We start from the raw sequence: 26892 nt of genomic DNA on the forward strand, positions 1-26892 counted from the left end.
CGAGCCGCCGGTGCTGGGGCCGCGTTATCCCAGCAGCGACGGCACGACCGCGTCGATCAGGTGCGGTCCGGGTTCGGCGAAGGCGGCGCGCAAGGCGTCGGCGAGCTCCTCACAGGTGGTGACGCGACGTGCTGAAACACCCATTCCCTCAGCCATCTTCACGAAATCCATTCTGGGAGGCGAGATGTCGAGAAGGTTCAGCGCCTTGGGACCGGGAGCGGACCCGGCGCCGACGCGCTGCAACTCGATCCGCAGGATGTCGTAGGCGCCGTTGTTGTAGATGACGGTGGTGACGTCCAGGTTTTCCCGCGCCTGGGTCCACAACCCCGAAATCGTGTACATCGCCGAGCCGTCGGCTTGCAGGCACAGCACCGGACGGTCCGGTGCCGCGACGGCAGCCCCCACCGCCGCCGGGATGCCGTAGCCGATCGCTCCGCCGGTCAGCGTCAGCCAGTCGTGGGCCGGGCACCCGGCGGTAGCTGCTGGCAGCAGCAGACCCGAGGTGGTGGATTCGTCGACGACGATCGCCCGATCGGGCATCAGCGCACCGATCACGTCGGCCGCCGTCGCCGACGTCAACGCCCCCTCGGGAAGTTGCGGACGTGACGCTGCCGCCACCGGCGCGCTGGTGCCGGGTGCCAGCTCGTCGGCCAGCGCGGTCAACGCCTCCGCCGCTCCGCTTGGCTCGGCGAGCACGTGCACCGCACATCCGGCCGGCACCAGATCGCTTGGCATGCCGGGGTAGGCGAAAAACGACACCGGTGATTTGGCGCCGGCCAGCACCAGGTGCTTGGCCCCATCCAGTTGCGCCGCGGCTGCTTCTGCGAAGTACGCCAGGCGCTCCACCGCGGGCACGCCGGCGCCGCGCTCCAGCCGGGTCGGAAACGTCTCACATAGCCAGCGGGCCCCCGTGGCGTCGGCGATCCGCGCGGCCGCGGCCAACCCCGGGCCGCGGGTGGCGTCCCCACCAATCAGCAACATCACGGGTTCTCCGGAGCGCAACACGCCGGCCACCGACTCCAGGTCCGCACCCGCCGGCACCGGCGGCTCGTGCGCGGTGGCGGCCGGCGCGGCGCCTTCCGACCACGAGGCGTCAGCGGGCAGGATCAGCGTCGCGATCTGCGGACCCAGCCGGCTTGCCGCGACGGCGTCGGCGGTATCGGTTCCCACGTCACCAGCCGTCTGCGTCCGTCGCACCCATCCCGATACCGTGCCGGCCAGCGCATCGATGTCGGATTCCAGTGGAGCGTCGTACTTTTTGTGATAGGTCGCATGGTCACCGACGACGACCACCATCGGCACCCACGCACGGCGCGCGTTGTGCAGGTTGGCCAGACCGTTGCCCAGCCCGGGACCAAGGTGCAACAGCACCGCCGCGGGCCGGTCGGCGATGCGGGCGTAGCCGTCGGCCGCACCGGTGGCCACGCCTTCGAAAAGCGTTAATATACCGCGCATTTGGGGAACATAGTCGAGTGCTGCCACGAAGTGCATCTCCGACGTACCGGGGTTGGCGAAGCACACTTCGACACCGCCGTCGACCAGAGTGCTGATGAGGGCCTGAGCACCGTTCATGGAATTGCCCTTCCTGCTGCCGGTCCGCCTACCAACTTCCCGAATACACGTATAGCGTTGCGGTGCAAGAAGTCTCGTCGGGCCTCATCGGTGAGACCGAGTTCGTCGAGACCCGCCAGGGCGTGCTGGTGGGCGATCATCGGATAATTGGTGCCGAATAAGACTTTGCGTTGTCCGGTACCGGTTTTCATGAAGCGCACCAGCTCCGGCGGTAGCCGCTTGATGGTGTAGGCGGAGGTGTCGATGTAGACGTTTTCGTGCTTGCGGGCCACCGCGACCATTTCCTCGGTCCACGGATAGCCGACGTGCCCGCACACGATCACCAGTTCCGGAAAGTCCAGTGCCACCTGATCAATGTAGGGAATCGGACGTCCGGTTTCCGACGGCCGCAGCGGCCCGGTATGTCCGACCTGGGTACAGAACGGCACCGCGGACTCGACGCATTCGGCGAACAACGGGTAGTAGCGGCGGTCGGTGGGTGGGGCGTTCCAAAGCCAGGGCACCACCCGCAGGCCGACGAACCCGTCGCGCACGCGGCGCCGCAGTTCCCGAACCGCCGCCATGGGACGGTCCAGGTCGACCGTCGCCAAAGCGGCAAACCTGTGGGGATGCGCAGCGACCCATGCGGCGACCTCGTCGTTGGAGATCAGATCCTGGCCGCCGGGGCCGTGCCACGCACTGAGCAGCCCGACGTCAACGCCGGCGGCGTCCATCGCCGCGAGCGTTGCCTCGATCGGGATCTCGGTATCGGGTATGGACCCACCGGTCCAGCGCCGAAGCGACGCCAACATGTCGCTGCGCAGGAACCGCTGCGTCGGGTGCTGCATCCACACATCGATCGTCATCGCGCTTCGAACTGTAGACGCCGTGCCGGCTCTTTCGTGCGGACCTGTGGATTCTGACGCCGACAGCGATCCGACCGAGCTGTCTTGGCCGGTTCGCGGCCTCGTGCACGCACTAAATGCACCAGCAGCGCCAAACAGCAGCGCGGCGCGACCTCCCGCACCGCCGTCACCGCCACCGTGGCCACCAACGCCGCCGGCGCCCCCGCGACCCCACAACCAGGCGCCGTCACCGCCGGCGCCACCGTTGCCGCCACCGTCTCCGCCGGCGCCACCGGCCCCGCCGCCGCCCCACAAGAACCCGCCGTTGCCGCCCGCCCCACCGGTGCCACCCGCGCCGCCCGGGCCGATCAGCCATTCGCCGCGGCCGCCGGACCCGCCGGACCCGCCACCGTCTCCGCCGGCGCCACCGGCCCCGCCGCCACCCCACAAGAACCCGCGGTTCCCTCGAGCAGGACGTGCTCAACCTGGTGAATGCGCCAACCCAGCTGTTCTTGGGAAGACCGCTGATTGGCAACGGCCGCCAACGCGACAGTTCCCGGCGCCACGGCCGGTGGCCTGGGTGGCCACGGCGGCAAGGGTGGCGCCGGCGGCGCCGGCGCTCTCGGGATCGGCGGCGGCAACGGCGGCAACGCGGGCAACGGCGGCAGCGGCGGCCTCAGCGGCACCGGAGGTACCGCTGGCGGTCCCGGCCTACCTCCGATCGGTACCACCGGCAGGAAGGGCGGCAAAGGCGGCACCGGTGGCACCGGTGGCACCGGAGGCCCTGCCTGACCCGGCTATATCAGCGGCCCGTGGTGAGAGTACCGCCAACCGGGCGGCGGGCCCGCAACCTCATGGCTGTGAACCGTTAGCCGCGCCGCCGCCCAACGTCGGTCACATCATCGCCTGCGCGTGCGGTGCAGTCGACCCCCGACCACGGTTGCGCCACCAAGCGGCCGGCCCGCGGTTCGGCCCTCGCCTGCAGCCATGCCGAAACGTGGCTTCGCCCATGGCCAAACGGACCTACCGCGACGCAAGCCGCCCCAGCGCCTATGCACAGCCGCCGCCGACCAAGCCCAAAATCAGGCCCCAGTAGCAACCTGACTGGCACGCACCTCATCGGCGGGTCGCGCTTCGGTCTGCTCCTTGGCCCACCGGTAATCCGGCTTACCGGCCGGTGACCGCTTCACCTCGTCGACGAACCAAAGGCTGCGCGGCACTTTGTATCCCGCGATAAGACCGCGGACGAAGCCGTCCAGCTCGGCCAGTGACGGACGGCACCCGGGCCGGGCCTGCACCACGGTCGCCACCTGCTGGCCGTACCGGGGATCGGGCACCCCGACCACCAGAGCATCGAAGACGTCGGGATGCCCCTTTAACGCGGCCTCGACCTCTTCGGGATAGATCTTCTCACCGCCGCTGTTGATCGACACTGAGCCGCGGCCCAGCATGGTGACCGTTCCGTCCGCCTCAACCATGGCGTAGTCACCCGGAATCGCATACCGCACACCGTTAATCGTCTTGAACGTCTCGGCGGTCTTCTTCTCGTCCTTGTAATAGCCGACCGGAATGTTGCCCTTCTTCGCGATCATGCCACGCACCCCGGAGCCGGGCTGCACTTCGTTGCCGTCCTCGTCGAGGACCACCGTCCGGTGGTCGATGGTGACTCGCGGACCCCCGTTCTGCGAAGCGCCGGCAGCGACAATACTGGTACCACCAAACCCGGTCTCCGACGACCCAATTGAGTCGGTGATAACCCGATTCGGAAGCAGCTCAAGCAGTTTCTGCTTGATGCTGGGCGAGAACAGAGCGGCGGTGCTGGCCAGCAGGAACAGCGACGACAGATCGTAATCATGTTCTCTGTCAAGCGCATCCAGCAACGGCCTGGCCATCGCGTCACCGGTGAAGAACAATAGGTTCACCCTATGCTTCTCGACCGTGCGCCATACCTCCTCGGCGTTGAATTCCGGTTCCAGAACAGTAGTTTGGCCGGAAAAGATGGACATCCAAGTGGCAGATTGGGTGGCGCCGTGGATCATCGGCGGAATCGGATAGCGGATCATCGGCGAGTTCGCGGCGGCGGCCTTGGCCAGGTCGTACTCGTCCTTGACGAATTCTCCTGTCGCAAAATCGGTTCCGCCGAACAGCACGCGGTAGATGTCTTCGTGGCGCCACATCACACCCTTCGGAAAGCCCGTGGTGCCACCCGTATACAGCAGGTAGATGTCGTCAGCACTTCGCTCACCGAAGTCACGCTGCGGCGAGCCCTGCTCCAACGCGGCGTAGAACTCCACTCCCCCGTAGCGGTCAAAGTCAGCCTCGCTACCGTCCTCCACAACGAGGACGGTCTTGACATTGGGGGTGTCCGGCAGCACATTGGCGACCCGGTCGGAGTACTGGCGTTCGTGAACCAGTGCAACCATGTCGGAATTGTCGAAGAGGTACCCCAGCTCGCCCTCGACATAGCGGTAGTTGACGTTGACCAGAATGGCGCCGGCCTTCACGATGCCGAGCATCGCGATGACGATCTCATTGCGGTTGCGGCAGTAGAGTCCGACCTTGTCGCCCTTCTGCACTCCCTGATCGAGCAGGTAGTGCGCCAGGCGGTTGGCTTTCTCCTCGAGTTGGGCGTAGGTCAGCTGCTCATCTCCGCAGATGAGCGCTACCCGGTCAGGCACCGCGTCGATGGCGTGCTCAGCGAGATCGGCAATATTCAGGGCCACGGACCCCAAACTAGAACGTGTTACATTTCTTGACAAGCTCGGACCCATTGTCGACGGAGAGGCGGTAACCGTGCCCCAGGCTTCAGCAAACGAACAAACGGGTCCTGACGCGCTGGTGGAGCAGCGCGGTCACACGCTGGTCGTGACCATGAACCGGCCGCACGCCCGCAACGCGCTGAGCAGCGAAATGATGCAGATCATGGTCGAAGCCTGGGACCGCGTCGACAACGACCCCGACATCCGATGCGCCATCCTCACCGGGGCAGGTGGCTACTTCTGCGCCGGGATGGACCTCAAGGCGGCAACCAAGAAGCCGCCGGGTGAGTCGTTCAAGGACGGCAGCTACGACCCGTCACGCATCGACGCCCTGCTGAAAGGTCGCAGGCTGACCAAACCGTTGATCGCCGCCGTCGAAGGCCCCGCGATCGCCGGTGGCACCGAGATCTTGCAGGGCACCGATATCCGGGTCGCCGGGCAAAGCGCGAAGTTCGGCATCTCCGAGGCCAAGTGGAGCCTGTACCCGATGGGCGGTTCCGCGGTGCGCCTACCCCGCCAGATCCCCTACACCGTGGCCTGCGACCTGCTGCTGACCGGACGGCACATCACCGCCGCCGAGGCCAAGGAGATGGGCCTGATCGGGCACCTGGTGCCCGACGGGCAGGCCCTGACCAAAGCCCTCGAACTCGCGCAAACCATCGAGAACAACGGCCCGCTCGCCGTGCAGGCAATCCTGCGGACCATCCGCGAGACCGAAGGCATGGCCGAAAACGACGCGTTCAAGATCGACACCCAGATCGGTATCAAGGTCTTTCTGTCCGACGACGCCAAGGAAGGCCCGAAGGCATTCGCCGAGAAACGCAAACCCAACTTCCAGAACCGCTAGTTTTCGCGAACGTGCACTCAGCGCGAAAAGCCGGCCAGAATCTCGCAAGGACTACACGCTCGGCGAAGGTGTCGGCAGGCCGCGGCACACTGCGGCCATGCAAGAACCCTTCGTTGGCAGTGAAGCCCTCGCGGCTCACATCCTGACGCCATACCGCCTGCGCAGCCGATTCACCGCAATCCATCCGGACATCTACGTCACGACCGGCACCGAACTCGATGCCATCACACGCGCTCGCGCCGCTTGGCTATGGTCGCGGCGCCGCGGGATCGTGGCCGGGCATTCCGCGGCGGCGCTGCACGGCGCCAAGTGGATCGACAATCGGAGCCCAGCCGAACTGCTCTACGACTATCGCCGTCCGCCAACCGGGGTACATACGTGGTCGGATGCAGTTGCCGAGGACGAGATCCAACGCATCGCCGGCATGCCCGTCACCACAGCAGCCCGTACCGCACTCGACCTCTCATGCCGGTATCCGGTCGGAAAAGCAGTCGCTGCCATCGATGCCCTTTGTCGCGCAACCGAACTCAAGATCCCCGACGCCGAGTTGCTCGCCGAGCGTTATCGGGGACGTCGCGGCATCAGACATGCCCGTACCACACTGAATCTGGTCGACCCGGGCGCGGAGTCTCCCCGCGAGACGTGGCTGCGTCTCATACTGATCCGGGCCGGTTTTCCAAAGCCACAGACGCAGATCCCGGTTTACGACCGATACGGACAGCTGGTCGCGGTTCTCGACATGGGCTGGCAGCACATCAAGGTCGCGGTGGAGTACGACGGCGACCACCATCGCACCGACCGAAGGCAGTTCAGTAAGGACATCAGACGCGCCGAGACCATCGCTGAGTTGGGCTGGATCAACGTCCGCGTCACCGCTGAGGACACCGAAGGCAGCGTCATCTGGCGACTGTCCGCCGCGTGGGATCGCCGAACGTGCACTCAGCGCGAAAATGACTCAGAATCTCGCAGCGACTGCACGTTCGGCGAACGGGATCAGCCCCGAACCGGCGCACTAGGCGTGAACACCACCGGCATCGACTCCAAGCCGCTGACGAAGTTCGCCGGTCGCAGCGGCAACGCATCCGAAGACGCCAGCCGAAGGTCGGGCAGCCGCCGCAGCACCCGCTCCGTCATCAACGATAACTCCAAGCGTGCCAGTTGATTGCCCAGACAGAAATGCGTGCCGAACCCGAATGCCAAGTGGCTGTTCGGGTTTCGGCAGACGTCGAACTTCTCCGGCTCAGAGAACACCGCCTCGTCGAAATTCGCCGACTCAAACAACAGCATCATCTTCTCGCCGGCCCGCAACGCCGTGCCATGAAAGTCAGTATCCGCCGTGAGCATTCGGCACATGTTCTTCACCGGCGAGGTCCAGCGCAGCATTTCTTCCACCGCCGAAGGCAGCAACGACGGGTCATGCTGCAACAGGTCCCATTGGTCCCGGTTACGCAGCAGCTGCTCGGTTCCCCCGCTCAACGTGTGCCGCGTGGTTTCGTCGCCGCCGATCAGAATCAGCAGCGTCTCCATGACGAGCTCGTCGTCGCTGAGCCGCTCCCCGTCGACTTCGGAACGCACCAGCACCCCGACCAGATCCTCGGTCGGCTCCGCACGACGCGCCGCAATCGTCTCGCGGGTGAAGTCGTTGTAGGCCGCGAAGGCATCCATGCTGATCTGGAAATCCTCTTGCGACACATGTGAACTCAGAAACGTCACCAGGTCGTCGGACCACTTCAGGAACATGTCGCGCTGCTCCGGGCGCACCCCGAGCATGTCGCCGATCACCGCCATCGGCAACGGCGCGGCAAGATCCCGCACGAAGTCGCATTCACCGCGTTCGCACACCGCGTCGATCAACGTGTCGCACAGCGCCGCAATCGATTCCTCGCGGTCGCGCACCCGCTTGCGGGTAAAGCCGGCGTTAACCAGCTTGCGCCGCAGCAGATGTGCGGGGTCGTCCATGTCGATCATCATCGGCATGGCCGGCTGGTCGGGACGGATACCGCCGGCGCTGGAGAACAGCTCGGGCTGTCGTTCGGCGTCGATCACCGCCTGGTAGGTGGACGCCGCGGCCAGCCCGTTGCGGTCCCGAAAGACCGGCTGATGCGTCCGCATCCACCGGTACGCCGCGCGTGCCTCACGGCCGGCGTAGAAGGTGCCGTCGGTCAAATCGACGTCAGGCCTACCAACGGCTTCAGTCATGCCAGTCCTCCGCATTACAGTGAGCGTCATGGCCGTCTCGCAACACACCATCGCCGGCACGGTGCTCACCATGCCGGTCCGAATCCGCAAAGCGGACATGCACTCCGCGATGTTCTCGGTGCCCGTCGCGCCGACACAGCGCCTCATCGACTACAGCGGCCTGACGGTGTGCGAGTACCTGCCCGGCAAGGCGATCGTGATGCAGATGCTGGTGCGCTACGTCGACGGCGACCTCGGCCAGTACCACGAATACGGCACCGCGGTCATGGTCAATCCGCCCGGCTCCCACGCCCGACGAGCCAGGGGTCCGCGCGCCCTCAGCAGAGCCGCGGCGTTCATCCACCACCTGCCGGTCGACCAGTCGTTCACGCTCGAGGCCGGCCGCACCATCTGGGGCTTCCCGAAGATCATGGCGGACTTCACCGTTCGCGAGGGCGCCGGATTCGGCTTCGACGTCAGCGCCGACGGGCAGCTCATCGCCGGTATCGAGTTCAGCAACGGACTTCCGCTCCCCACCAGAGGCGCGCAAACGCTGAAAACCTATTCGCACCTCGACGGGGTGACCCGGGAGATTCCGTGGGAGATGCGCATGACCGGCCTGCGGGCCAGGCTTGGCGGCGCCCGCCTCCACCTGGGCGACCACCCCTACGCCAAGGAGCTGGCTTCGCTGGGCCTGCCCAAGCGGGCGCTGCTGTCGCAGTCGGCGGCCAACGTGGAGATGACCTTCGGCGACGCGCACGCCATCTGAACTCATCCGGTCAATCTAGAACGCGTTCTAATCGCCCCGCAAGGACCGCCGTCAAACCAGCGCGGCGAGGTCGCGGACCTGCTCAACACTGCGGGCGCTGACCACCATCATGGTCACGCCGGCGGCCTCCCAGGCCGCGATCTGCTTACGCACGTAGTCGAGGTTCCCGACGATCATCGCGTCGTCGACGAGCTCGTCGGGGATCACCGCAGCGGCCTCATCCTTGCGTCCGGACCGGAACAGCTTGGTCACGTCGTCGACGATCTCGGCGTAACCCATCCGGCGATAGACGTCGGCGTGGAAGTTGGTGTCCTCCGCGCCCATGCCGCCCATGTACAGCGCCAGGAACGGCTTGATTCCGGTGAACGCCGCCGCGCGGTCTTCGGTGACGACGATCTGCGCCGTCGCGCAGATCTCGAAATCCGTACGGCTGCGGCGGGCGCCGGCCTGGGCGAATCCCTCGTCGAGCCATTCGTTGTACATGCCGGCCATCCGGGGCGAATAGAAAATCGGTAGCCAGCCGTCGCAGATCTCGGCGGCCAACGCCACATTCTTCGGCCCCTCCGCACCCAGCATGATCGGGATGCCGGCACGCAGCGGATGGGTAATGGGCTTCAACGCCTTACCCAACCCGGTGGTCCCCGCGCCGGTCAGCGGCAGCGGATAGTGCGGGCCGTCGCTGGTCACCGGTTTCTCGCGGGCCCAGACCTGGCGCACGATGTCGATGTACTCGCGGGTGCGCGCCAGCGGCTTGGGGAACGGCTGGCCGTACCAGCCCTCGACCACCTGTGGGCCGGACACGCCGAGCCCCAGAATGTGCCGCCCACCGGACAGATGATCCAACGTCAAGGCCGCCATCGCACAAGCCGTCGGAGTGCGCGCGGACAGCTGGACCACCGAGGTACCCAGGCGCAGCCGCCGCGTGGCCGAACCCCACCAGGCCAGCGGGGTGTAAGCATCGGAGCCCCACGCCTCGGCGGTGAACACGGCGTCGAACGCGGCGTCCTCGGCCGCGGCGACGAGTTCCGCGGCATTCTCCGGAGGCTGAGCGCCCCAGTACCCTAGCTGTAGGCCCAGCTTCATCCCTGCCTCCTTGCGACCATAGTTAGAACCTGTTCTACTCGAAGGCGTGACAGCCACCTCGAGCGGCCCGACCTTGATCGATCATCGTGAGCCGCCTCTCTCCGCGCCGTTGACGTTGTCGTTCGACTACACCCGTTCGGTGGGTCCCACCCTCGGCCAGTTCTTCACCGCACTGCGTGAGCGCCGCATTCTGGGCGTTCGCGGATCCGATGGCCGGGTGCACGTACCACCCGCGGAATACGACCCGGTGACCTACAAACCGCTGACCGAGATGGTACCGGTGTCGGATGTCGGCACCGTCGCATCCTGGACCTGGCAGCCGGAGCCGTTGCCGGGCCAGCCGCTGGACCGCCCATTTGCCTGGGCGCTGATCAAGCTGGACGGCGCCGACACCCTGCTGATGCACGCCGTCGACGCCGTCGAAGTCGACAATATTCGCACCGGCGTCCGGGTGCATGTGCACTGGGCCGACGAGACCGTGGGCGCCATCACCGATATCGCCTACTTCGCGCTGGGCGGCGAACCCGAACCTGTCCCGGAAGCACAAGCCGACAAAGAAGACAAAGACCCGGTCACCATGATCGTCACCCCGATCGAGATGACCATTCAGCACACCGCATCTCACGAGGAGAGCGCGTATCTGCGGGCCATCGCCGAGGGCAAGTTGCTCGGCGCCCGCACTAGAAGCGATGGCGGGGTAAAGGGAAAGGTCTATTTCCCACCGCACGGCGCCGACCCGGCCACCGGCCAGCCGACCACCGAGTTCGTCGAGCTGCCGGACAAGGGCACGGTGACGACGTTCGCGATCATCAACATCCCGTTCATGGGTCAGCGGATCAAACCGCCTTACGTGGCGGCCTACGTGTTGCTCGACGGCGCCGATATCCCGTTCCTGCATTTGGTTTCCGACATCGACGCGCACGAGGTGCGGATGGGGATGCGGGTCGAGGCGGTGTGGAAACCTCGGGAAGAGTGGGGATTCGGCATCGACAACATCCAGTACTTCCGGCCCACCGGAGAACCGGACGCCGACTACGACACCTACAAGCACCACCTGTAAAGGGCCTAACTGGATATGAGCGCTCGTAATGTCGCGGTGGTCGGCTTCGCCCACGCGCCGCACGTCCGCCGCACCGACGGCACCACCAACGGCGTCGAGATGCTGATGCCGTGCTTCGCCCAGCTCTACGAAGAGCTCGGCATCACCAAGGCCGACATCGGCTTCTGGTGTTCAGGATCCTCGGATTACCTTGCTGGAAGGGCATTTTCGTTCATCTCAGCAATCGACTCGATCGGCGCCGTGCCGCCGATCAACGAATCACACGTCGAGATGGACGCCGCATGGGCACTGTATGAGGCCTACATCAAAATCCTGACCGGCGAGGTCGATACGGCGCTGGTGTACGGCTTCGGCAAGTCCTCCGCCGGAATCCTGCGGCGCGTCCTGTCCCGCCAGACCGACCCCTACACCGTCGCGCCGCTGTGGCCGGATTCGGTGTCCATGGCCGGATTGCAGGCCCGCCTCGGGCTCGACTCCGGTAAGTGGAGCGAGTTGCAAATGGCGCGTGTGGCTTTCGACTCCTTCGCCAATGCCCGCCGGGTGGACTCCGTCGAGCCCCCGGTCAGCATGGACGACCTGCTGGAGCGGCCGTTCTTCGCCGACCCGCTGCGCCGCCACGACATCGCGCCGATCACCGACGGCGCCGCGGCGATCGTCCTCGCAGCCGACGACCGCGCCCGGGAATTGCGGGAGAACCCGGCGTGGATAACGGGTATCGAACATCGCATCGAGTCGCCGTCGCTGGGTGTGCGCAACCTCACCGAATCGCCCTCGACCAGAGCCGCGGCCAGGGCGGCCACCAAGGGTCACACCCGCAATATCGAAGTGGCCGAAATCTGTGCGCCGTTCACCCATCAGCAGCTGATCCTCGCCGATGCCATCAACTTGCCGGGGGCGACGAAGATCAATCCCTCCGGCGGTGCGCTGGCCGCCAACCCCATGTTCGTCGCCGGTCTGGAACGGATCGGCTTTGCCGCCCAACATATCTGGGACGGCTCGGCCCGGCGAGTGCTGGCGCACGCCACCAGTGGGCCTGCGCTGCAACAGAACCTGGTCGCCGTGATGGAAGGGAACAACTGATGGCCGGAGCAGGAGCACACCTGGCCGCGGTACTGGGCACCGGTCAGACCAAATACGTCGCCAAGCGCCACGACGTCTCGATGAACGGCATGGTTCGCGAGGCCATCGACCGAGCCCTGGAGGATTCCGGTTCCACCTTCGACGACATCGACGCCGTCGTGGTGGGCAAGGCGCCCGACTTCTTCGAAGGCGTCATGATGCCGGAACTGTTCATGGCCGACGCCATGGGCGCCACCGGCAAGCCGCTGATCCGGGTGCACACCGCTGGTTCGGTCGGTGGCTCCACCGGGGTGGTGGCGGCCAGCCTGGTGCAGTCCGGCAAGTACCGTCGGGTGCTGGCCATGGCTTGGGAAAAGCAGTCGGAGTCCAATGCCATGTGGGCACTGTCGATTCCGATTCCGTTCATCAAGCCGGTGGGCGCCGGGGCGGGCGGTTACTTCGCGCCACACGTACGCGCCTACATCCGACGCTCCGGAGCCCCGACGCATATCGGGGCCATGGTGGCGGTCAAGGACCGGCTCAACGGCAGCCGTAATCCGTTGGCACACTTGCAGCAGCCCGATATCACGCTCGAGAAGGTGATGGAGTCACCCATGCTGTGGGACCCGATCCGCTACGACGAAACCTGCCCCTCCTCCGACGGGGCCTGCGCCGTGGTGATCGGCAACGAGGAGATCGCCGACGCAAAGGTGGCGCAGGGACAGCCGGTGGCATGGATCCATGCCACCGCGCTGCGCACCGAACCGCTGGCGTACGCCGGTCGCGACCAGGTGAGCCCGCAGGCCGGACGCGATGCCGCCGCGGCGCTGTGGAAAGCGGCGGGTATCACCACCCCGATCGACGAAATCGACGCCGCAGAAATCTATGTGCCGTTCTCCTGGTTCGAGCCGATGTGGTTGGAAAACCTGGGGTTCGTAGCCGAGGGCGAGGGCTGGAAGCTCACCGAAGCCGGGGAAACCGCCATCGGCGGACGCCTGCCGGTCAACCCCTCCGGCGGCGTGCTGTGCTCGAACCCGATTGGCGCTTCTGGTCTGATCCGCTTCGCGGAGGCCGCCATCCAGGTGATGGGCAAGGGCGGCGACCACCAGGTGCCGAATGCGCGTAAAGCCATGGGCCATGCCTACGGTGGTGGGTCGCAGTATTACTCGATGTGGGTGGTGGGCTCTGGAAAGCCGGTCACGCCGTGACCCGGATGAAGTACACCTGCAGCGTCGTGATGGCGCCGGTCGACCAGTTGGTCGGCATCGCCAAAACCGCCGAAGAAGTCGGGTTCGATTCGATCGCCTTGCCTGATTCTCTGTTTTTCATGGAGAAGGCGGCCGCCGATTATCCCTACACCGCTGACGGGTCGCGGATGTGGGACGAGAACGCCCCATGGGTCGATCCGCTGATCGCCGCCGCCGCGATGGGCTCGGTCACCTCGACACTGCGGTTCTACACCCACGTGTTGAAGCTCGGCTCCCGCCAGCCGCTGCTACTGGCCCGCCAGGTCGGATCGGTGGCCAATCTGACCAACAACCGCTTCGGCTTCGGCATCGGGATCGGTTGGGCACCTGAGGAATTCGAATGGTGCGGAGTACCCTACCAGCGCCGCGGCGCACGGGTCGACGAGATGATCGAGGTGATCAAGCTGGTGCTCGGCGGCGGCATGGTCGAATTCCACGGTGAATTCTTCGATTTCGATCGCCTGCAGATGAGCCCGGCCCCCAGCCTTCCGGTGCCGTTCTACGTCGGCGGGCACACCGACGTGGCACTCAAGCGGGCCGCCCGAGTCGGTGACGGCTGGTCCACCGCGATGATGACCAGCGCGCAACTCAACGAGACCATCGGCCGGCTCAATGCGCTGCGCAGCGAATACGGCCGAGCCGACCAGCCGTTCGAGGTTCAGGCGGTCTGTATCGACAAGTTCGGGGTCGACGGTCACCGCGAGCTCGCCGAGATGGGGGTCACCGACAACATCGTGGTGCCCTGGGTGTTCGACGGCCTGGGCTTCGACGCGCCGCTCGAAAAGAAGCAGGACTCGCTGAAACGCTTCGCCGACACCTATATCCACTCCGGCTGGCAGGACGCATGACCCATCCGCACCCCGCGCACGAGGCCGGCCGGCGCTCCCGTGAGGCGGTTCAAGCCCGGGACAAGCAGGCCTGGCTGGCGGTCTTCGCCGACGACGCCGTCGTCGAAGACCCCATCGGGCCATCGGCTTTCGATCCCGAGGGCACCGGCCACCGCGGCCGCGACGCAATATCGGCGTTCTGGGACAAGGCCATCGCGCCCACCACCAGGATCGAGTTCTTCTTCCGCGACACCTTCCAATGCGGCAACGAGGAAGCCAACGTCGGGCACATCCTGATCACCATGGGCGACCATCAGATCACCACCGAAGGGGTGTTCACCTACAAGGCCGACGACGACGGACAGCTGGTGGCGCTGCGGGCGTACTGGGAAATGGACCGCGCCGCCGCGACCGCCAAAAAAATCTAGGCCAAGCGTCGCCGTCACGCCTACACTCTCAGGAATGCCTACTGAGCTGCGTTACGAGCGCTGGTTTCTCCCCTTCTCGGTACCGCTCGGCTGCGGGCCGAAGCACAGCGAGGTGCGTGTCCAGGACGGCACGCTGCGCGTCAGGTTCGGCTGGGGCTTCAACGCTGAGATCCCGCTGGCGTCCATCAAAGACGCCAAGCCCAACCACGACCGGGTGTACTCCTGGGGTGCGCACGGGTTCCGGGGCCGCTGGCTGGTCAACGGATCTTCCAAGGGCATCGTCGAGCTGACCATCGACCCGCCCACGCAGGCGAAGGTCATGGGCGTGCCCGTCACGCTGAAAACGTTGTATGTCAGTGTGACCGACCCCGATGCATTGATCGCGGAAGTCAGCAGCAAGGCCTGACACCGGCCGACAGTTCATCTGCCGACGCTCGGTTTGGCGCCTGCGGCTCGAGTCCCCGCCAAGGCTGGCCGGCTCAACTTGCTCAATGGGTAACGCCCATGCGGGTAGTGTCCAGATGTCGCGATCAAAATGCTGGTGAGGGAGGTGGCTGTGGGTGCAAGGGAATTCAGGCGTAGCAGGCTGTTGAACCAGCGCACCCTTGCTATCGCGGGCGTCGCCGTAGTCCTCGTGGCCATCCTCGCAGCTGTAGGGCACCTGGGCTTCTTCCGTACCTCATCCAAAGAAGCCGCGCCCAGTCAGGCGGGTCCGTCGACCGTTGCGCCCGCGCCCCAACAGATTGTGCTGCCGTTCGAGGTAGGAGATCCCGACGGGGTCGGGGTGGACGGTAAGGGCGATGTTTATGTCGCCGACTCGAGCAACGACCGGGTGTTGACGCTGCCGGCCGGCGCCGATAAACAATCCGAGTTGCCGTTCACCGGCCTCAACCGTCCGGCTGGTTTGGCGCTGGACGTCAGCGGCGGCGTATACCTGGTCGACGCGTACAACAACCGGGTACTCAAGCTGCCGGCGGGCTCACCCACGCCTGCTGAGTTGCCTTTCACCGGCCTGAGTTCTCCCCATGGCGTTGCGGTAGACCGCAACGGCAACGTGTACGTCGTCGACTCCGGCAACAACCGCGTATTGGAACTGCCCGCCGGCTCGAACAATCCCACCGAGCTGCCGTTCATCGGCCTTCGCCATCCGTTGGGCACGGCAGTGGACGACGACGGCGCGGTGTATGTCGCCGACAGCGAAAACAACCGCGTGGCAAGGCTTGCCGCTGGTGGGGCCACCCCGGTCTACCTCCCCTTCACCGACCTCAACTTTCCTCACGGTGTGGCGGTGGACCACAACGGCGGCGTCTACGTCACCGACTTGAACAACAACCGGGTGTTGAAGCTGGCGGCCGGCTCCAACACCCCATCGACGCTGCCCTTCACCGACCTCAACTTCCCGTACGGCGTGGCGGTCGACAATGCGGGCAACGTCTATGTGACCGACTTTCACAAACGCGTGGTGAAACTGTCTACAAACTAACGGGATTCGGCACTGCCCTGGGTCAGGTCGACTATGAAACCCGCCACCCGGCACCCCGATTGAAGCGTCGCAGACTCCGCACTCCGCGTCCCCAGCAAGTGAGCTAGATCGGCTCCAGCCCGGTCAGATGCCGCTGGGCGAGGTCGCGATAGGCCTGCGGATTGAGGTTGACCCACATCTGCGCGCCCGTTCCTTCCAGCGGCCCCTTCACCTTGGCCGGCGCTCCGACCGCAAGGACGCCGGGCGGAATCTGGGTGCCTGCCACCACCAACGCCCCCGCCGCCACCATGCTGCGCGCGCCGATCACCGCGCCGTCCAGAACGGTGGCGTGGTTAGCGATTAACGCCTCTTGTCCCACGTGCACCCCATGGATGACGCACAGGTGCGCAACTGTCGCGCCCGGACCGATATCGACCGGGATACCCGGCGGCGCATGCAACACCGAGCCGTCCTGGACATTGGCGCCTTCGCGCACCACGACCGGGGCGTAGTCGCCTCGCAGCACAGCGTTGTACCAAACCGACGCTCCCGCTTCGACGGTGACATCGCCGATCAGCGTCGCAGTGGGGGCTACAAACGCGGTGGGATCGACGCGCGGAGAGCGACCCTCGAAGGTGTATAGCGGCATCGTTTACATATACCGCACCACGCATATGCTGTGGCCAGGCGCGCCGCCATTGCACTCACCCAACCTAAAACTGTAACGTGTTCTAGTTAGTGGCCAGGGATGCGGAGGTGACAGGGTGAGTACCGGCACAAGTAGCGTCGGCGTCCGGGAGATCGATGCCGGAATCTTGCCGACCAGGTACGCGCGGGGCTGGCATTGCCTCGGTGTCGCCAAGGATTTCATGGACGGCAAGCCGCACGGGGTGGAAGCGTTCGGCACCAAGCTGGTGGTGTTCGCCGACTCCAACGGCGATCTGAAGATCCTCGACAACTACTGCCGTCACATGGGGGGCGACCTGTCCGGGGGCACCATCAAGGGCGACGAGATCGCCTGCCCGTTCCACGACTGGCGCTGGGGCGGCGACGGCCGCTGCAAGCTGGTGCCATACGCCAAGCGCACCCCGAAAACCGCGCGCACCCGGTCCTGGGAGACCGACGTGCGCGGCGGCCTGCTCTTCGTCTGGCACGATCACGAAGGCAACCCGCCGGACCCCGCTGTCAGGATCCCCGACATTCCGGAGGCCGCCAGCGACGAATGGACGGACTGGCGGTGGAACCGCATCCTCATCGAAGGATCCAATTGCCGCGACATCATCGACAACGTCACCGACATGGCCCACTTCTTCTACATCCATTTCGGGTTGCCGACTTACTTCAAGAACGTCTTCGAGGGCCACATCGCCTCGCAGTATCTGCACAACGTGGGTCGCCCGGATGTGGAGGGTCTGGGAACCGCGTACGGCGAAGCGCACCTGGATTCCGAGGCGTCTTATTTCGGGCCGTCGTTCATGATCAACTGGCTGCACAATAGCTACAGCGGCTACAAGTCCGAGTCGATCCTGATCAATTGCCACTACCCGGTCACTCAGGACTCGTTCGTGTTGCAGTGGGGTGTGATCGTCGAAAAGCCCAAAGGCATGGACGAGAAGATGACCGACAAGCTGTCGCGGGTGTTCACCGAAGGCGTCAGCATGGGGTTCATGCAGGATGTCGAGATCTGGAAGCACAAAACCAGAATCGCGAACCCGCTGCTGGTCGAGGAAGACGGTGCGGTCTATCAGATGCGTCGCTGGTATGAGCAGTTTTACGTAGATGTGGCCGACATCAAAGCCGAAATGGTGGAGCGCTTCGAGATGGAGGTGGACACCACCCGGGCCAACGAGTTCTGGCGGGCGGAGGTCCAAAGAAACCTGGACGCAAGGAAACTCGCCGACGGCGTGCCCGCCGAGCAGCACTGACTGTCATGAGCCCGCCCGACGATCAACCGGTTCCCGACGTCGATCGGCTGGCCCGTTCGATGTTGCTGCTGCGCGGTGGGCATCATGACCACCATGCGGCATCCGACGAACACGCTGGGCGTCGATCGTCTTCCAAGGCACGGGATTTCGCCGACGACCCACAACGCGCCGCCGCGGTACGGGAAGCCAGCCGCGCCGACCGTGAACGGTATCTGACCGGCGGACTGCAGCCGGTGGATTGCCGATTCTGCCACGTCACCGTCACGGTCAAACGGCACGGGCCGGGTCATACGGCGGTGCAATGGAATACCGAGGCCGTGCAGCGCTGCGCGCATTTCGCCGAAGTGCGGGCGTCCGGCGGCGACACCGCACGCACCAAGGCCTGCCCGAAAATGAGCGACAGCATCGACCACGCCATCGCCGAGGGCTACCTGACCGAGGAACAGCAGGACTGAGGACTCGCGGCTGGGGCCTCAGCGTTAATCCGATGCGGCGTGCCGGCACCGAATCACAGCCCCGCGAACCGCTCCTTGACGGCTTCAGCGGTCAGCCCGTAGTCCTCCAGCGAATAACTGTGCTTGGGGGCGCGCTCGCCGGTCTGACTCTCGGCGTGGATCTTCGCCATGGCTTGGCGGGCTTCCTCGGTCAACGTCAGCCCGAAGTACCGGTAAATGGCGGCCACCGTGCCCAGCGGGTCAGCAATCAAATCGCGGTACTCGACGTCGTAAAACTGGCCCGGGTCATACTGCGCCCGAGCCGTGTTGAACCGCTCCAGGCCGCGCGACCACGTGTCCATCGCGTCGGCGCCAATCTGCGCCCCGACGAAAACCGTCGACCATCCCTCAGAAGTGTGCTGCGCCAGCGAGCACATCGAGGCCATGATCGTCTCGACCGGGCGGTGAGTCTGTATCACCAGCGCGTCGGGATAGGTGGCCATCAATGCATCGAGCGCGAACAGATGGCTGGGATTCTTGAGCACCCAACGCTTTTCGGCATCGTTGAGTCCGATCAGCTGAAGGTTGCGGCGATGCCGCCGATATGCCGGCGTCCAGTCCTGCTGTGACAGCCACGAGGCGTAGCCCGGCAGATGGGCCAACGTCTCGTAGGACACCGAATGCAGCGACTGCCGCAGCAGCTGCCAGCATTCCTCCAACTCGTAGGCGGCCATGAAATGCAGGCCGGTATAACCGGGATTGTCTTGGTGGTGTCGGGTGAACTGGTCATCAAGCCGGCGATACAACGGGTTTGACTCCCAGGTGTCGCGGGGCGGCCGAGGCTGCGGGAACTCGGCCAGCCACATGTGCAGACCTTGGTGGGCCGGGTCGGCGCCCAGTAGCCGATGCAGTGCGGTAGTACCGGTGCGCACCAGCCCGGTGACGAAGATCGGCCGCTCGATGGCTACGTCGGCGTACTGCGGGTGCTGCTTCCACGCGGCTTCGGACAGCAATCTGGCCACCAGCGCGCCGCGCAAAAAGAAGCGATTCATCTTGCTGCCCAACACCGTAAGCCCGGCTTCGCGCCGGTAGGAGTCCAATAGCACGCCCAGGGCTTCGCGGTAGTTGTCCTCGTCGGAACCGAAATCGTCGAGCCCGACCAACTTCGTGGCCGATGCGTGCAGTTCCTCCACGGTACCCACATCGGTGCGATCGCCCATCAGCTGTGGTACTCCCCGCAGTTGACGTCCAACGTCTGTCCGGTGATGCCGCTGGACAGGTCGCTGGCCAAGAACACAATCGCCGACGCCACCTCGTCCTCGGTCGGCAGTCGCTTGAGATCGGAGTGCGCCGCCGTGGCCTGGTAAATCTGGTCGACCGTGGTGCCGTACTTGGCGGCTTGGTGCTCGAAGTATCCGTGTAGGGTTTCGCCCCAGATATAGCCGGGCGCAACGGAATTGACGCGAATTCCCTTCGGACCGAGCTCGGTGGCCAGCGAGTGCGACATCGCGAGCAGCGCGGACTTGGCCATCTTGTAGGCACCGTATTTGGGCTGAGAGTGCCGCAGCACCATGGAATTGACGTTGACGATGCAGCCGTGGGTTTCGGCAAGCGCACGGGTGAAGCCCTGGGTCAGCCGTAGCGCACCGAGCGCGCTGAGCTCGATGGCGTCGCGGATGTGCTCGAAACTGGTTTCCGCCAACGGCTTCATCGACGGCACGCGGAACGCGTTGTTGATCAGCACGTCGATCTTGCCGAATGCCTCCAAGGTGGCGTCGACGAGGTTGTTGACTTGGTCGTCGTCGGTGATGTCGGTACGGACCGCGATGGCTTGCCGGCCGGTGTCGACAACCTGCTTGGCGACGTCGTCGAGCCGCTCGGCACTGCGGGCGGCCAGTACCAGATCGGCCCCGTCGCGCGCGCACCGGTGCGCCAGTGTGGTGCCGAGGCCCGGCCCGACACCGCTGATGACGACGATCTTTCCGTCCAGCATCCCTGTCATGGTTATCCCAGCATCCTCGTCGCAATTTGCTGCTGGCGCAACGCAATTCGCCCACGCCAGTCGTCTTCGGAAATCTTGTTGCGCTCCAGGTACGGCAGCACGGCCGGTATCGCGTCGAAGTCCACCAGTTCGACGGTCGGACCGTCGGCCTCGGTGAGCTGCCGCGACACCCGCTGCCAGCGAAACTGCAGGAAGCCGCGGCGATGGCCGAGGGTCTCCACCCAGTTCGTGACACCGGGATTCTGGTCGGCGACCACAATACGGACCTTGCCGTCCGGGTCCGCCTGCGCCTGCGTGTTGTTCAGCGAGGTCTGGTGGTTGATGTAGTCCAGCGAGATGTACCACATGCTGCCGAGCTGGAAACCCAGATAGGGGGCATCGCTCACCGGCACGGTGATCACCAGGGCTTGGTCCGGCCGTAGTTCGAAGTGACCGGCCGACGAGTACTGGGTCGCCAGGCCCCCCGGTGTCAGCCGGGGCGACACCATGGTATTGACCGGGATGTTGAGATAAAACCACTGGGGGAATTGCAGCCAGGTTTTCACCCGGTTCACCAGTTGCTTTCCCGCTGTGGCGTATCGTTTTTCGATGGTCTGGCGGCTCAGTGGCGGTGGCGCGGTGCCGGCGGTGTCCAGCCGGGAGACGGCGAGCGTGCCGCGTTGCTGCGACCAGTCGCCGTATACTTCGCGGATCACCAGCTGGCCGGGACTGGTCGGGCGCAGCTGCCAGTGGAAGGCGCCGTCCGGGGCGATGTCGAGTTCACGGTCGTCGAACGCTACCTGGCTGGCGGGCACATTGTCGTCGGTGTACTCCCCACCGAGCACCTGGAAGCTTAGATCGGTGGTGGTTCCGCGCCGGCCGGTGACCACGTAGTCGCGGTCGGGCTGTACACGGGTGCCGAAGTACAGGGTGTCGGGGTTGTCCAACCCCATTTTGGTGAACGGTCCGGTGCCCGACTGCAGGAACGGATGGTCACGTTCGTAGTCGAAGGCCAGATGCATGCACCCGGCGATACAGCCGGCCAGGTACTGCAGTCCTTCCAGCAGGTCGGCTTCGGTTTCGATGTGCGGGGCGGCCGCCACCAGCTTCTCGGCTTCGGCGATCGCCTCGGTCAGCGGGCCAGAAACGGGACTAGCGAACACGACCTCGACGCTAGAACGTGTTCCTGTTTTGAGTCAATGGCGAACAATTGCCCGTGTCGCGGAGGTGCGCCGACACGAAGCTAGCTCATCTTAAGACGTGGACTGTTTGGCTAGCTTGATCAGCGCCTGCCGCACATCCGGATGCCGGTTGCGGTAGTCGACCAACGACCCATTGCCGCCTTTTTTCCGCCTGCGACTTGGCCTGAAGCTCAGCCTTTACGTCGGAAGGCCATTCGAGGTAGGACTGGACGGTCTATGTGAATTGCCCCGGGTTTCGTGCACACCTTCTTTTGCGGGAAGGATGGCACGATGCCAAACAAGTACGACCCGGAGCTCGAGGCCAAGGCGGTCCGGCTGGTTCGGGACTAGAGCCGGGCAAGCAGGGTTATTAGCCCGCTATACCGGTGCCGACGTTGAACAACCCGAGTTGAGGCCGCTCATCACGTCGTTCAATGATCCGCCGAATGGTATTGTGGCTGCCTGAGAACAATTCCCTCCCGCAGTAGCCGATTCTTCGGCTCACCACGCCGACAAGAAATCCGTTAATGCGTAACGACTTCGCCGCTTTCTTGTTCGCGCTTGATTTCCAAAGCGATATCGATCAGCTGGTCTTCCTGCCCGCCGATCAGCTTGCGCTGACCCGCTCGATACAGCAGCGCCGACGCCGGCACACCATAGCGCTCGGATTGACGGACGGCGTGCTTGAGGAAGCTCGAGTAGACCCCCGAGTAGCCCATGATGAGCGCGTTGCGGTCCAGCAGACATTCGGCGGGCATAGCCGGGCGCACCACGTCTTCGGCGGCGTCGGCGATATCAAAGAAGTCGATGCCGGTTTTCACCCCGATCTTGTCGAACACCCCGATCAGCGCCTCGACCGGGGCGTTGCCCGCGCCGGCGCCGAAACGCCGCACGCTGCCGTCGATCTGCTTGGCGCCCGCGCGCACCGCCTCCACGGAGTTAGCCACCCCCAGGCCGAGGTTTTCGTGGCCGTGGAAACCCACCTGGGCGTCCTCGCCGAGCTCGGCGACCAGGGCCGACACCCTGTCGGCCACCCCGTCGAGCACCAGGGCCCCGGCCGAGTCGACGACGTAGACGCACTGGCAGCCGGCGTCGGCCATGATGCGGGCCTGGGCGGCCAGCTTCTCCGGCGAAATGGTGTGGGCCATCATCAGAAAACCGACGGTTTCCAGCCCCAACTCGCGCGCCAGCCCGAAATGCTGAATGGACACGTCGGCCTCGGTGCAATGAGTGGCGATCCGGCAGATCGACCCGCCATTGTCCTGCGCCTCTTTGATGTCGTCCTTGGTGCCCACCCCGGGCAACATCAAGAACGCGATCCGCGCCTCTTTGGCCGTCTCGGCCGCCAGCTTGATCAATTCCTGCTCGGGAGTTTTGGAAAAGCCGTAATTGAACGACGATCCGCCCAGCCCGTCCCCGTGGGTCACCTCGATCACCGGTACGCCGGCGGCGTCCAGCGCCGCCACGATGGCACCGACCTCTTCTTTGGTGAATTGGTGACGCTTGTGGTGGGAGCCGTCGCGCAGCGAGGTGTCCGTGATGCGAACGTCCCAAATGTCGGTCATCGCGTGCCTCCCGTCACCGACAGCATCTCTTTGGCGATCTCCTCGCCCACCTTGGTGGCCGCCGCGGTCATGATGTCGAGGTTGCCGGCGTACGGCGGCAGATAGTCTCCGGCGCCCTCCACCTCGACGAACGTGGTGACCACCGCCTGGCCGCCCGAGTTGAGCGAGGGCTCGTCGAACTGCGGCTCGTTGAGCAGCCGGTAGCCCGGCACGTAGGTCTGCACCTCGGCCACCACGTCGTGGATGGATTTCGCGATCGCGTCCCGGTCGGCGTCCTCGGGGATGGCGCAGAAGATGGTGTCGCGCATGATCATCGGCGGATCGGCCGGATTCAAAATGATGATCGCCTTGCCGCGCGCGGCCCCGCCGATGGTCTGCACACCGCGTGAGGTGGTCTTGGTGAACTCGTCGATGTTGGCCCGGGTGCCCGGTCCCGCCGACACCGAAGCCACCGACGCCACAATTTCCGCATATGGCACCGTCACGACCCGCGACACCGCGTACACGATCGGAATCGTCGCCTGCCCCCCACAGGTGATCATGTTGACGTTCGGGGCGTCCAGATGCTCGCGCAGGTTGGCCGGCGGGATCACCGCCGGGCCCACCGCTGCCGGCGTCAGGTCGATCGCCCGGATTCCGGCCTCGGCGTACTTCGGTGCGGCGGCCTTGTGCACGTAGGCACTGGTGGCCTCGAACACCAGGTCCGGTTTTTCGGGCTGCGCCAGCAGCCAGTCGACCCCTTCGTGAGTGGTCTCCAGCCCCAGCTTGCGGGCGCGGGCCAGGCCCTCGCTCACCGGGTCGATGCCCACCATCCAGCGCGGTTCCAGCCACTCCGACCGCAGTAGTTTGTAGAGCAAGTCGGTGCTGATGTTTCCCGACCCGACGATCGCGACACTTGCCTTGGACGGCATGTTGCTCCTCATCCTTTGTTCGCGACCCGCTGCGCCCGGCTTCGCCGCGCTTGCGATCGCTCCTATCCCTATGCTCGCGACCCGCTGCGCCCGGCTTCGCCGCGCTTGCGATCGCTCCTATCCCTTTGTTCGCGACCCGCTGCGCCCGGCTTCGCCGCGCTTGCGATCGCTCCTATCCCTATGCTCGCGACCCGCTGCGCCCGGCTTCGCCGCGCTTGCGATCGCTCCTCTATTCGAACGACAACCGGACCGAGCCCAGCCCGGCGAACTCGGCGACGAATTCGTCGCCGGCCTGGGCGTCGATGGCGCGCGTGCACGATCCGGGCAACACGATGTCGCCTTGCCGCAACCGGACCCCGAAACTGTCCACCTTGCGAGCCAACCAGGCCACGGCGGTGACCGGATTGCCCAGCACCGCATCGCTTCGGCCCGCAGCGACCACCTCACCGTTGCGGATCAGCGTCGCTTCGACGGCCTTGACGTCGATATCGGCGGGCGACACCCGCGCCGCGCCCAGCACGAAGCCCGCCGACGACGCGTTGTCGGCAATCGTGTCGCACAGCGCGATCTTCCAGTCGGTGATCCTGGTGTCGATCAACTCGATCGCCGGCACCAGGGCCTCGGTCGCCGCCAGCACGTCGTCCTCGGTGCAGTCCGCGCCCGGCAGGTCCGCCGACAAGATGAAACCCACCTCGACCTCGACCCGCGGATACAGATACCTGGCTGCCTTGACCGGCGTGTCCTCGAACACCTGCATCTCGTCCAGCAGATGCCCGTAGTCGGGCTCATCGACACCCATCATCTGCTGCATGGCTTTGCTCGACAGCCCCACTTTGTGGCCCAGCACCCGGGCGCCCTCGGCGACCCGCTGGCGAATGTTGATCAGCTGGATCTCGTAGGCGTCGACCACGTCCATGTCGGGGTGGGCGGCGGTCAGCGGAGCGATCGGCTCACGGCTGCGCTCAGCTTGCGCCAAGTCGGCGGCCAGCTCGTCGCGGGTCGCAACAGTGAGCATTACCGAAGTCCCCTCGTCTTGCCGACCTCGTGGTGACCGGGCCAGTAGCGCCCGACCCGGGCAATTCTATAACGTGTTCTACATGACAGCACAGGACTACGACGTCGTCGTGGTCGGGAGCGGTGGCGCCGGCATGGTGGCAGCGCTGACCGCCGCGCACCGCGGACTCTCGACAGTAGTCATCGAGAAGGCTGCGCACTACGGCGGGTCGACCGCGCGCTCGGGTGGGGGCGTCTGGATTCCCAACAACGAGGTGCTCAGGCGCGCCCGCGTTCGCGATACCCCCGAAGCGGCCAGCACCTATCTGCACGGCATCATCGGCGATGTCGTTGAGCCGGAGCGCATCGACGCCTACCTCGAGCACGGGCCCGAGATGCTGTCGTTCGTGCTGACGCACACACCGCTGAAGATGTGCTGGGTGCCGGGCTATTCCGACTATTACCCCGAGGCGCCCGGTGGCCGCCCGGACGGCCGCTCGATCGAGCCGAAGCCTTTCAATGCCCGCAGGCTCGGCCCCGACGAAGCCGCGCTCGAACCTCCTTACGGCAAGGTGCCGCTCAATGTGGTTGTTATGCAACAGGATTACGTGCGCCTTAACCAGCTGAAGCGCCACCCGCGCGGTGTGGTGCGCAGCTTGAAGGTCGGCGCCCGCACCATGTGGGCCAAGGCCACCGGCAAAAACCTGGTCGGCATGGGCCGGGCACTGATAGGCCCGCTGCGGATCGGGCTGCGGCAGGCCGCGGTTCCGGTACTGCTCAACACCGCGCTCACCGACCTCTACGTCGAGGACGGCGTGGTCCGCGGCATCTATGTCCGCGACGCCGACGCCTCCGAATCAGCTGAGCCGCGGCTGATCCGGGCCCGCCGCGGAGTGATCCTGGCTTGCGGCGGTTTCGAGCACAACGAGCAGATGCGGGTGAAATATCAGCGCGCGCCCATCAGCACGGACTGGACCGTCGGCGCCAAGGCCAACACCGGTGACGGTATCGTTGCCGGCGAAAAGCTCGGTGCCGCCTTGGATCTGATGGACGACGCGTGGTGGGGACCGACGGTGCCGCTGGTGGGTAAGCCATGGTTCGCGTTATCGGAGCGCAACTCGCCGGGCTCCATCATCGTCAACATGTCCGGCAACCGCTTCATGAACGAATCGATGCCCTACGTCGAGGCCTGCCACCACATGTACGGCGGCAAGTACGGACAGGGTTCCGGACCGGGCGAGAACATTCCCGCCTGGCTCGTGTTCGATCAGCAGTACCGGGACCGCTACATCTTTGCCGGACTGCAACCGGGCCAACGTATTCCGCGTAAGTGGCTGGATTCCGGCGTGATCATCCAGGCCGACACGCTGGAAGAGCTGGCCACCAGGGCCGGCTTCCCGGTTGACCAATTCATTGCCACGGTACAGCGGTTCAACGGCTTTGCCCGGTCCGGCGTCGACACGGACTACCACCGCGGGGAAAGCGCCTACGACCGCTACTACGGTGACCCGACCAACAAGCCGAATCCAAACTTGGGCGAGATCCGGCACGCGCCCTACTACGCCGCCAAGATGGTTCCCGGAGACCTGGGCACCAAGGGCGGTATCCGCACCGACGTCCACGGCCGGGCGCTCCGCGACGACGGCAGCATCATCGATGGTCTATATGCCGCAGGCAATGTCAGCGCGCCGGTGATGGGGCACACCTACCCCGGCCCGGGCGGTACCATCGGGCCGGCGATGACCTTCGGCTACCTGGCCGCCCTGCATATCGCGGGAGAGCGCTAA

Annotated in this window: 26 protein-coding genes and 1 pseudogene; 15 read left to right on the top strand and 12 right to left on the bottom strand. The window is 65.3% G+C overall.

Going from position 1 to position 26892, the window contains the following annotated elements; translation table 11 throughout:
* Positions 1-24 precede the first annotated feature (24 nt).
* Together EET10_RS25430 and EET10_RS25435 are read right to left on the bottom strand one after the other, a co-directional pair.
* Positions 25-1572: an acetolactate synthase large subunit gene (locus EET10_RS25430; protein ID WP_122502587.1), complete on the bottom strand. Its 1548-nt coding sequence runs from the start codon at positions 1570-1572 to the stop codon at positions 25-27.
* Positions 1569-2417, bottom strand: a complete 849-nt coding sequence (locus tag EET10_RS25435; RefSeq protein WP_122502588.1) for an amidohydrolase family protein — start codon at positions 2415-2417, stop codon at positions 1569-1571. The genes EET10_RS25430 and EET10_RS25435 overlap by 4 nt, the downstream gene beginning before the upstream one ends.
* Positions 2418-2501: 84 nt before the next feature.
* Between EET10_RS25435 and EET10_RS30325 the strand changes: the two genes are divergently transcribed.
* Entirely contained in the window at positions 2502-2888 is a 387-nt protein-coding gene (locus EET10_RS30325; protein WP_218028490.1) for a hypothetical protein, read from the top strand.
* A gap of 36 nt (positions 2889-2924) precedes the next feature.
* Positions 2925-3188, top strand: a complete 264-nt coding sequence (locus EET10_RS29835) for a hypothetical protein (RefSeq protein WP_167480224.1) — start codon at positions 2925-2927, stop codon at positions 3186-3188.
* Positions 3189-3478: 290 nt separating this feature from the next.
* Here EET10_RS29835 and EET10_RS25445 read toward each other — a convergent pair whose 3' ends face one another.
* A complete protein-coding gene (locus EET10_RS25445) occupies positions 3479-5167 on the bottom strand; it encodes an acyl-CoA synthetase (RefSeq protein ID WP_063466867.1) in 1689 nt (562 codons plus the stop codon).
* Between the two features lie 22 nt (positions 5168-5189).
* Between EET10_RS25445 and EET10_RS25450 the strand changes: the two genes are divergently transcribed.
* Together EET10_RS25450 and EET10_RS25455 are read left to right on the top strand one after the other, a co-directional pair.
* The gene (locus EET10_RS25450) at positions 5190-6002 is read left to right on the top strand and encodes a crotonase/enoyl-CoA hydratase family protein (protein WP_122502589.1); all 813 of its coding nucleotides are present in this window, start codon (positions 5190-5192) and stop codon (positions 6000-6002) included.
* 97 nt (positions 6003-6099) lie between these two features.
* A pseudogene (locus EET10_RS25455) lies at positions 6100-6936 on the top strand (hypothetical protein); the annotation flags it as partial.
* 59 nt (positions 6937-6995) lie between these two features.
* Here the strand turns inward: EET10_RS25455 and EET10_RS25460 are convergent.
* Positions 6996-8201 carry a cytochrome P450 gene (locus EET10_RS25460; protein WP_081260458.1) on the bottom strand — a complete coding sequence of 402 codons (1206 nt, stop codon included), beginning with the start codon at positions 8199-8201 and terminating at the stop codon, positions 6996-6998.
* A 28-nt stretch (positions 8202-8229) separates the two neighbouring features.
* On the opposite strand from EET10_RS25460, the gene EET10_RS25465 reads away from it, so the two are divergent.
* Positions 8230-8949 carry an acetoacetate decarboxylase family protein gene (locus tag EET10_RS25465; protein ID WP_063466871.1) on the top strand — a complete coding sequence of 240 codons (720 nt, stop codon included), beginning with the start codon at positions 8230-8232 and terminating at the stop codon, positions 8947-8949.
* A 51-nt stretch (positions 8950-9000) separates the two neighbouring features.
* Here the strand turns inward: EET10_RS25465 and EET10_RS25470 are convergent, their stop codons facing one another.
* The gene (locus EET10_RS25470) at positions 9001-10032 is read right to left on the bottom strand and encodes an LLM class F420-dependent oxidoreductase (protein ID WP_063466872.1); all 1032 of its coding nucleotides are present in this window, start codon (positions 10030-10032) and stop codon (positions 9001-9003) included.
* A gap of 46 nt (positions 10033-10078) precedes the next feature.
* On the opposite strand from EET10_RS25470, the gene EET10_RS25475 reads away from it, so the two are divergent.
* The 7 genes from EET10_RS25475 (at position 10079) to EET10_RS25505 (ending at position 16136) form a co-directional block, all read left to right on the top strand.
* The gene (locus tag EET10_RS25475; protein ID WP_122502590.1) at positions 10079-11092 is read left to right on the top strand and encodes a Zn-ribbon domain-containing OB-fold protein; all 1014 of its coding nucleotides are present in this window, start codon (positions 10079-10081) and stop codon (positions 11090-11092) included.
* Positions 11093-11107: 15 nt separating this feature from the next.
* Positions 11108-12172, top strand: a complete 1065-nt coding sequence (locus EET10_RS25480) for a thiolase domain-containing protein (RefSeq protein ID WP_122502591.1) — start codon at positions 11108-11110, stop codon at positions 12170-12172.
* The gene (locus tag EET10_RS25485) at positions 12172-13359 is read left to right on the top strand and encodes a thiolase domain-containing protein (RefSeq protein ID WP_063466875.1); all 1188 of its coding nucleotides are present in this window, start codon (positions 12172-12174) and stop codon (positions 13357-13359) included. Before EET10_RS25480 ends, EET10_RS25485 begins: the two co-directional genes overlap by 1 nt.
* A 5-nt stretch (positions 13360-13364) precedes the next feature.
* A complete protein-coding gene (locus EET10_RS25490; RefSeq protein WP_063466897.1) occupies positions 13365-14246 on the top strand; it encodes a TIGR03619 family F420-dependent LLM class oxidoreductase in 882 nt (293 codons plus the stop codon).
* Complete coding sequence (locus EET10_RS25495; protein WP_063466876.1) at positions 14243-14653, top strand: nuclear transport factor 2 family protein; 411 nt, start codon at positions 14243-14245, stop codon at positions 14651-14653. Before EET10_RS25490 ends, EET10_RS25495 begins: the two co-directional genes overlap by 4 nt.
* Positions 14654-14687: 34 nt before the next feature.
* Complete coding sequence (locus EET10_RS25500; RefSeq protein ID WP_063466877.1) at positions 14688-15059, top strand: PH domain-containing protein; 372 nt, start codon at positions 14688-14690, stop codon at positions 15057-15059.
* Positions 15060-15209: 150 nt separating this feature from the next.
* The gene (locus EET10_RS25505; RefSeq protein WP_246013696.1) at positions 15210-16136 is read left to right on the top strand and encodes an NHL repeat-containing protein; all 927 of its coding nucleotides are present in this window, start codon (positions 15210-15212) and stop codon (positions 16134-16136) included.
* A gap of 103 nt (positions 16137-16239) precedes the next feature.
* Here EET10_RS25505 and EET10_RS25510 read toward each other — a convergent pair whose 3' ends face one another.
* Positions 16240-16764 (bottom strand): gamma carbonic anhydrase family protein, encoded by a 525-nt coding sequence (locus EET10_RS25510; protein WP_063466879.1) that lies wholly within the window; start codon positions 16762-16764, stop codon positions 16240-16242.
* 115 nt (positions 16765-16879) lie between these two features.
* Here EET10_RS25510 and EET10_RS25515 point away from each other — a divergent pair, with 115 nt between their 5' ends.
* Positions 16880-18040, top strand: coding sequence for a 3-ketosteroid-9-alpha-monooxygenase, oxygenase component (locus EET10_RS25515; protein WP_063466880.1), 1161 nt, complete (start codon positions 16880-16882; stop codon positions 18038-18040).
* 5 nt (positions 18041-18045) lie between these two features.
* Positions 18046-18495 (top strand): hypothetical protein, encoded by a 450-nt coding sequence (locus EET10_RS25520; protein ID WP_063466881.1) that lies wholly within the window; start codon positions 18046-18048, stop codon positions 18493-18495.
* A gap of 53 nt (positions 18496-18548) precedes the next feature.
* On the opposite strand, the gene EET10_RS25525 is transcribed toward EET10_RS25520, so the two are convergent.
* From EET10_RS25525 to EET10_RS25550, 6 genes are all read right to left on the bottom strand, one after another.
* Entirely contained in the window at positions 18549-19694 is a 1146-nt protein-coding gene (locus EET10_RS25525; RefSeq protein ID WP_063466882.1) for a sulfotransferase family protein, read from the bottom strand.
* The gene (locus EET10_RS25530) at positions 19694-20476 is read right to left on the bottom strand and encodes an SDR family oxidoreductase (RefSeq protein WP_063466883.1); all 783 of its coding nucleotides are present in this window, start codon (positions 20474-20476) and stop codon (positions 19694-19696) included. Before EET10_RS25530 ends, EET10_RS25525 begins: the two co-directional genes overlap by 1 nt.
* A 2-nt stretch (positions 20477-20478) precedes the next feature.
* A complete protein-coding gene (locus EET10_RS25535; RefSeq protein ID WP_063466884.1) occupies positions 20479-21618 on the bottom strand; it encodes a hypothetical protein in 1140 nt (379 codons plus the stop codon).
* Positions 21619-22160: 542 nt separating this feature from the next.
* Positions 22161-23201 (bottom strand): 4-hydroxy-2-oxovalerate aldolase, encoded by a 1041-nt coding sequence (dmpG, locus tag EET10_RS25540; RefSeq protein WP_063466885.1) that lies wholly within the window; start codon positions 23199-23201, stop codon positions 22161-22163.
* A complete protein-coding gene (locus EET10_RS25545) occupies positions 23198-24112 on the bottom strand; it encodes an acetaldehyde dehydrogenase (acetylating) (protein ID WP_063466886.1) in 915 nt (304 codons plus the stop codon). The genes dmpG and EET10_RS25545 overlap by 4 nt, the downstream gene beginning before the upstream one ends.
* A gap of 229 nt (positions 24113-24341) precedes the next feature.
* A complete protein-coding gene (locus EET10_RS25550) occupies positions 24342-25127 on the bottom strand; it encodes a 2-keto-4-pentenoate hydratase (protein ID WP_063466887.1) in 786 nt (261 codons plus the stop codon).
* An 82-nt stretch (positions 25128-25209) separates the two neighbouring features.
* Here EET10_RS25550 and kstD point away from each other — a divergent pair, with 82 nt between their 5' ends.
* On the top strand, positions 25210-26892 hold the full coding sequence (gene kstD / locus EET10_RS25555) for a 3-oxosteroid 1-dehydrogenase (RefSeq protein ID WP_063466898.1): 1683 nt from the start codon (positions 25210-25212) through the stop codon (positions 26890-26892).

The sequence above is a fragment of the Mycobacterium pseudokansasii genome, assembly GCF_900566075.1.
Lineage (GTDB): Bacteria > Actinomycetota > Actinomycetes > Mycobacteriales > Mycobacteriaceae > Mycobacterium > Mycobacterium pseudokansasii.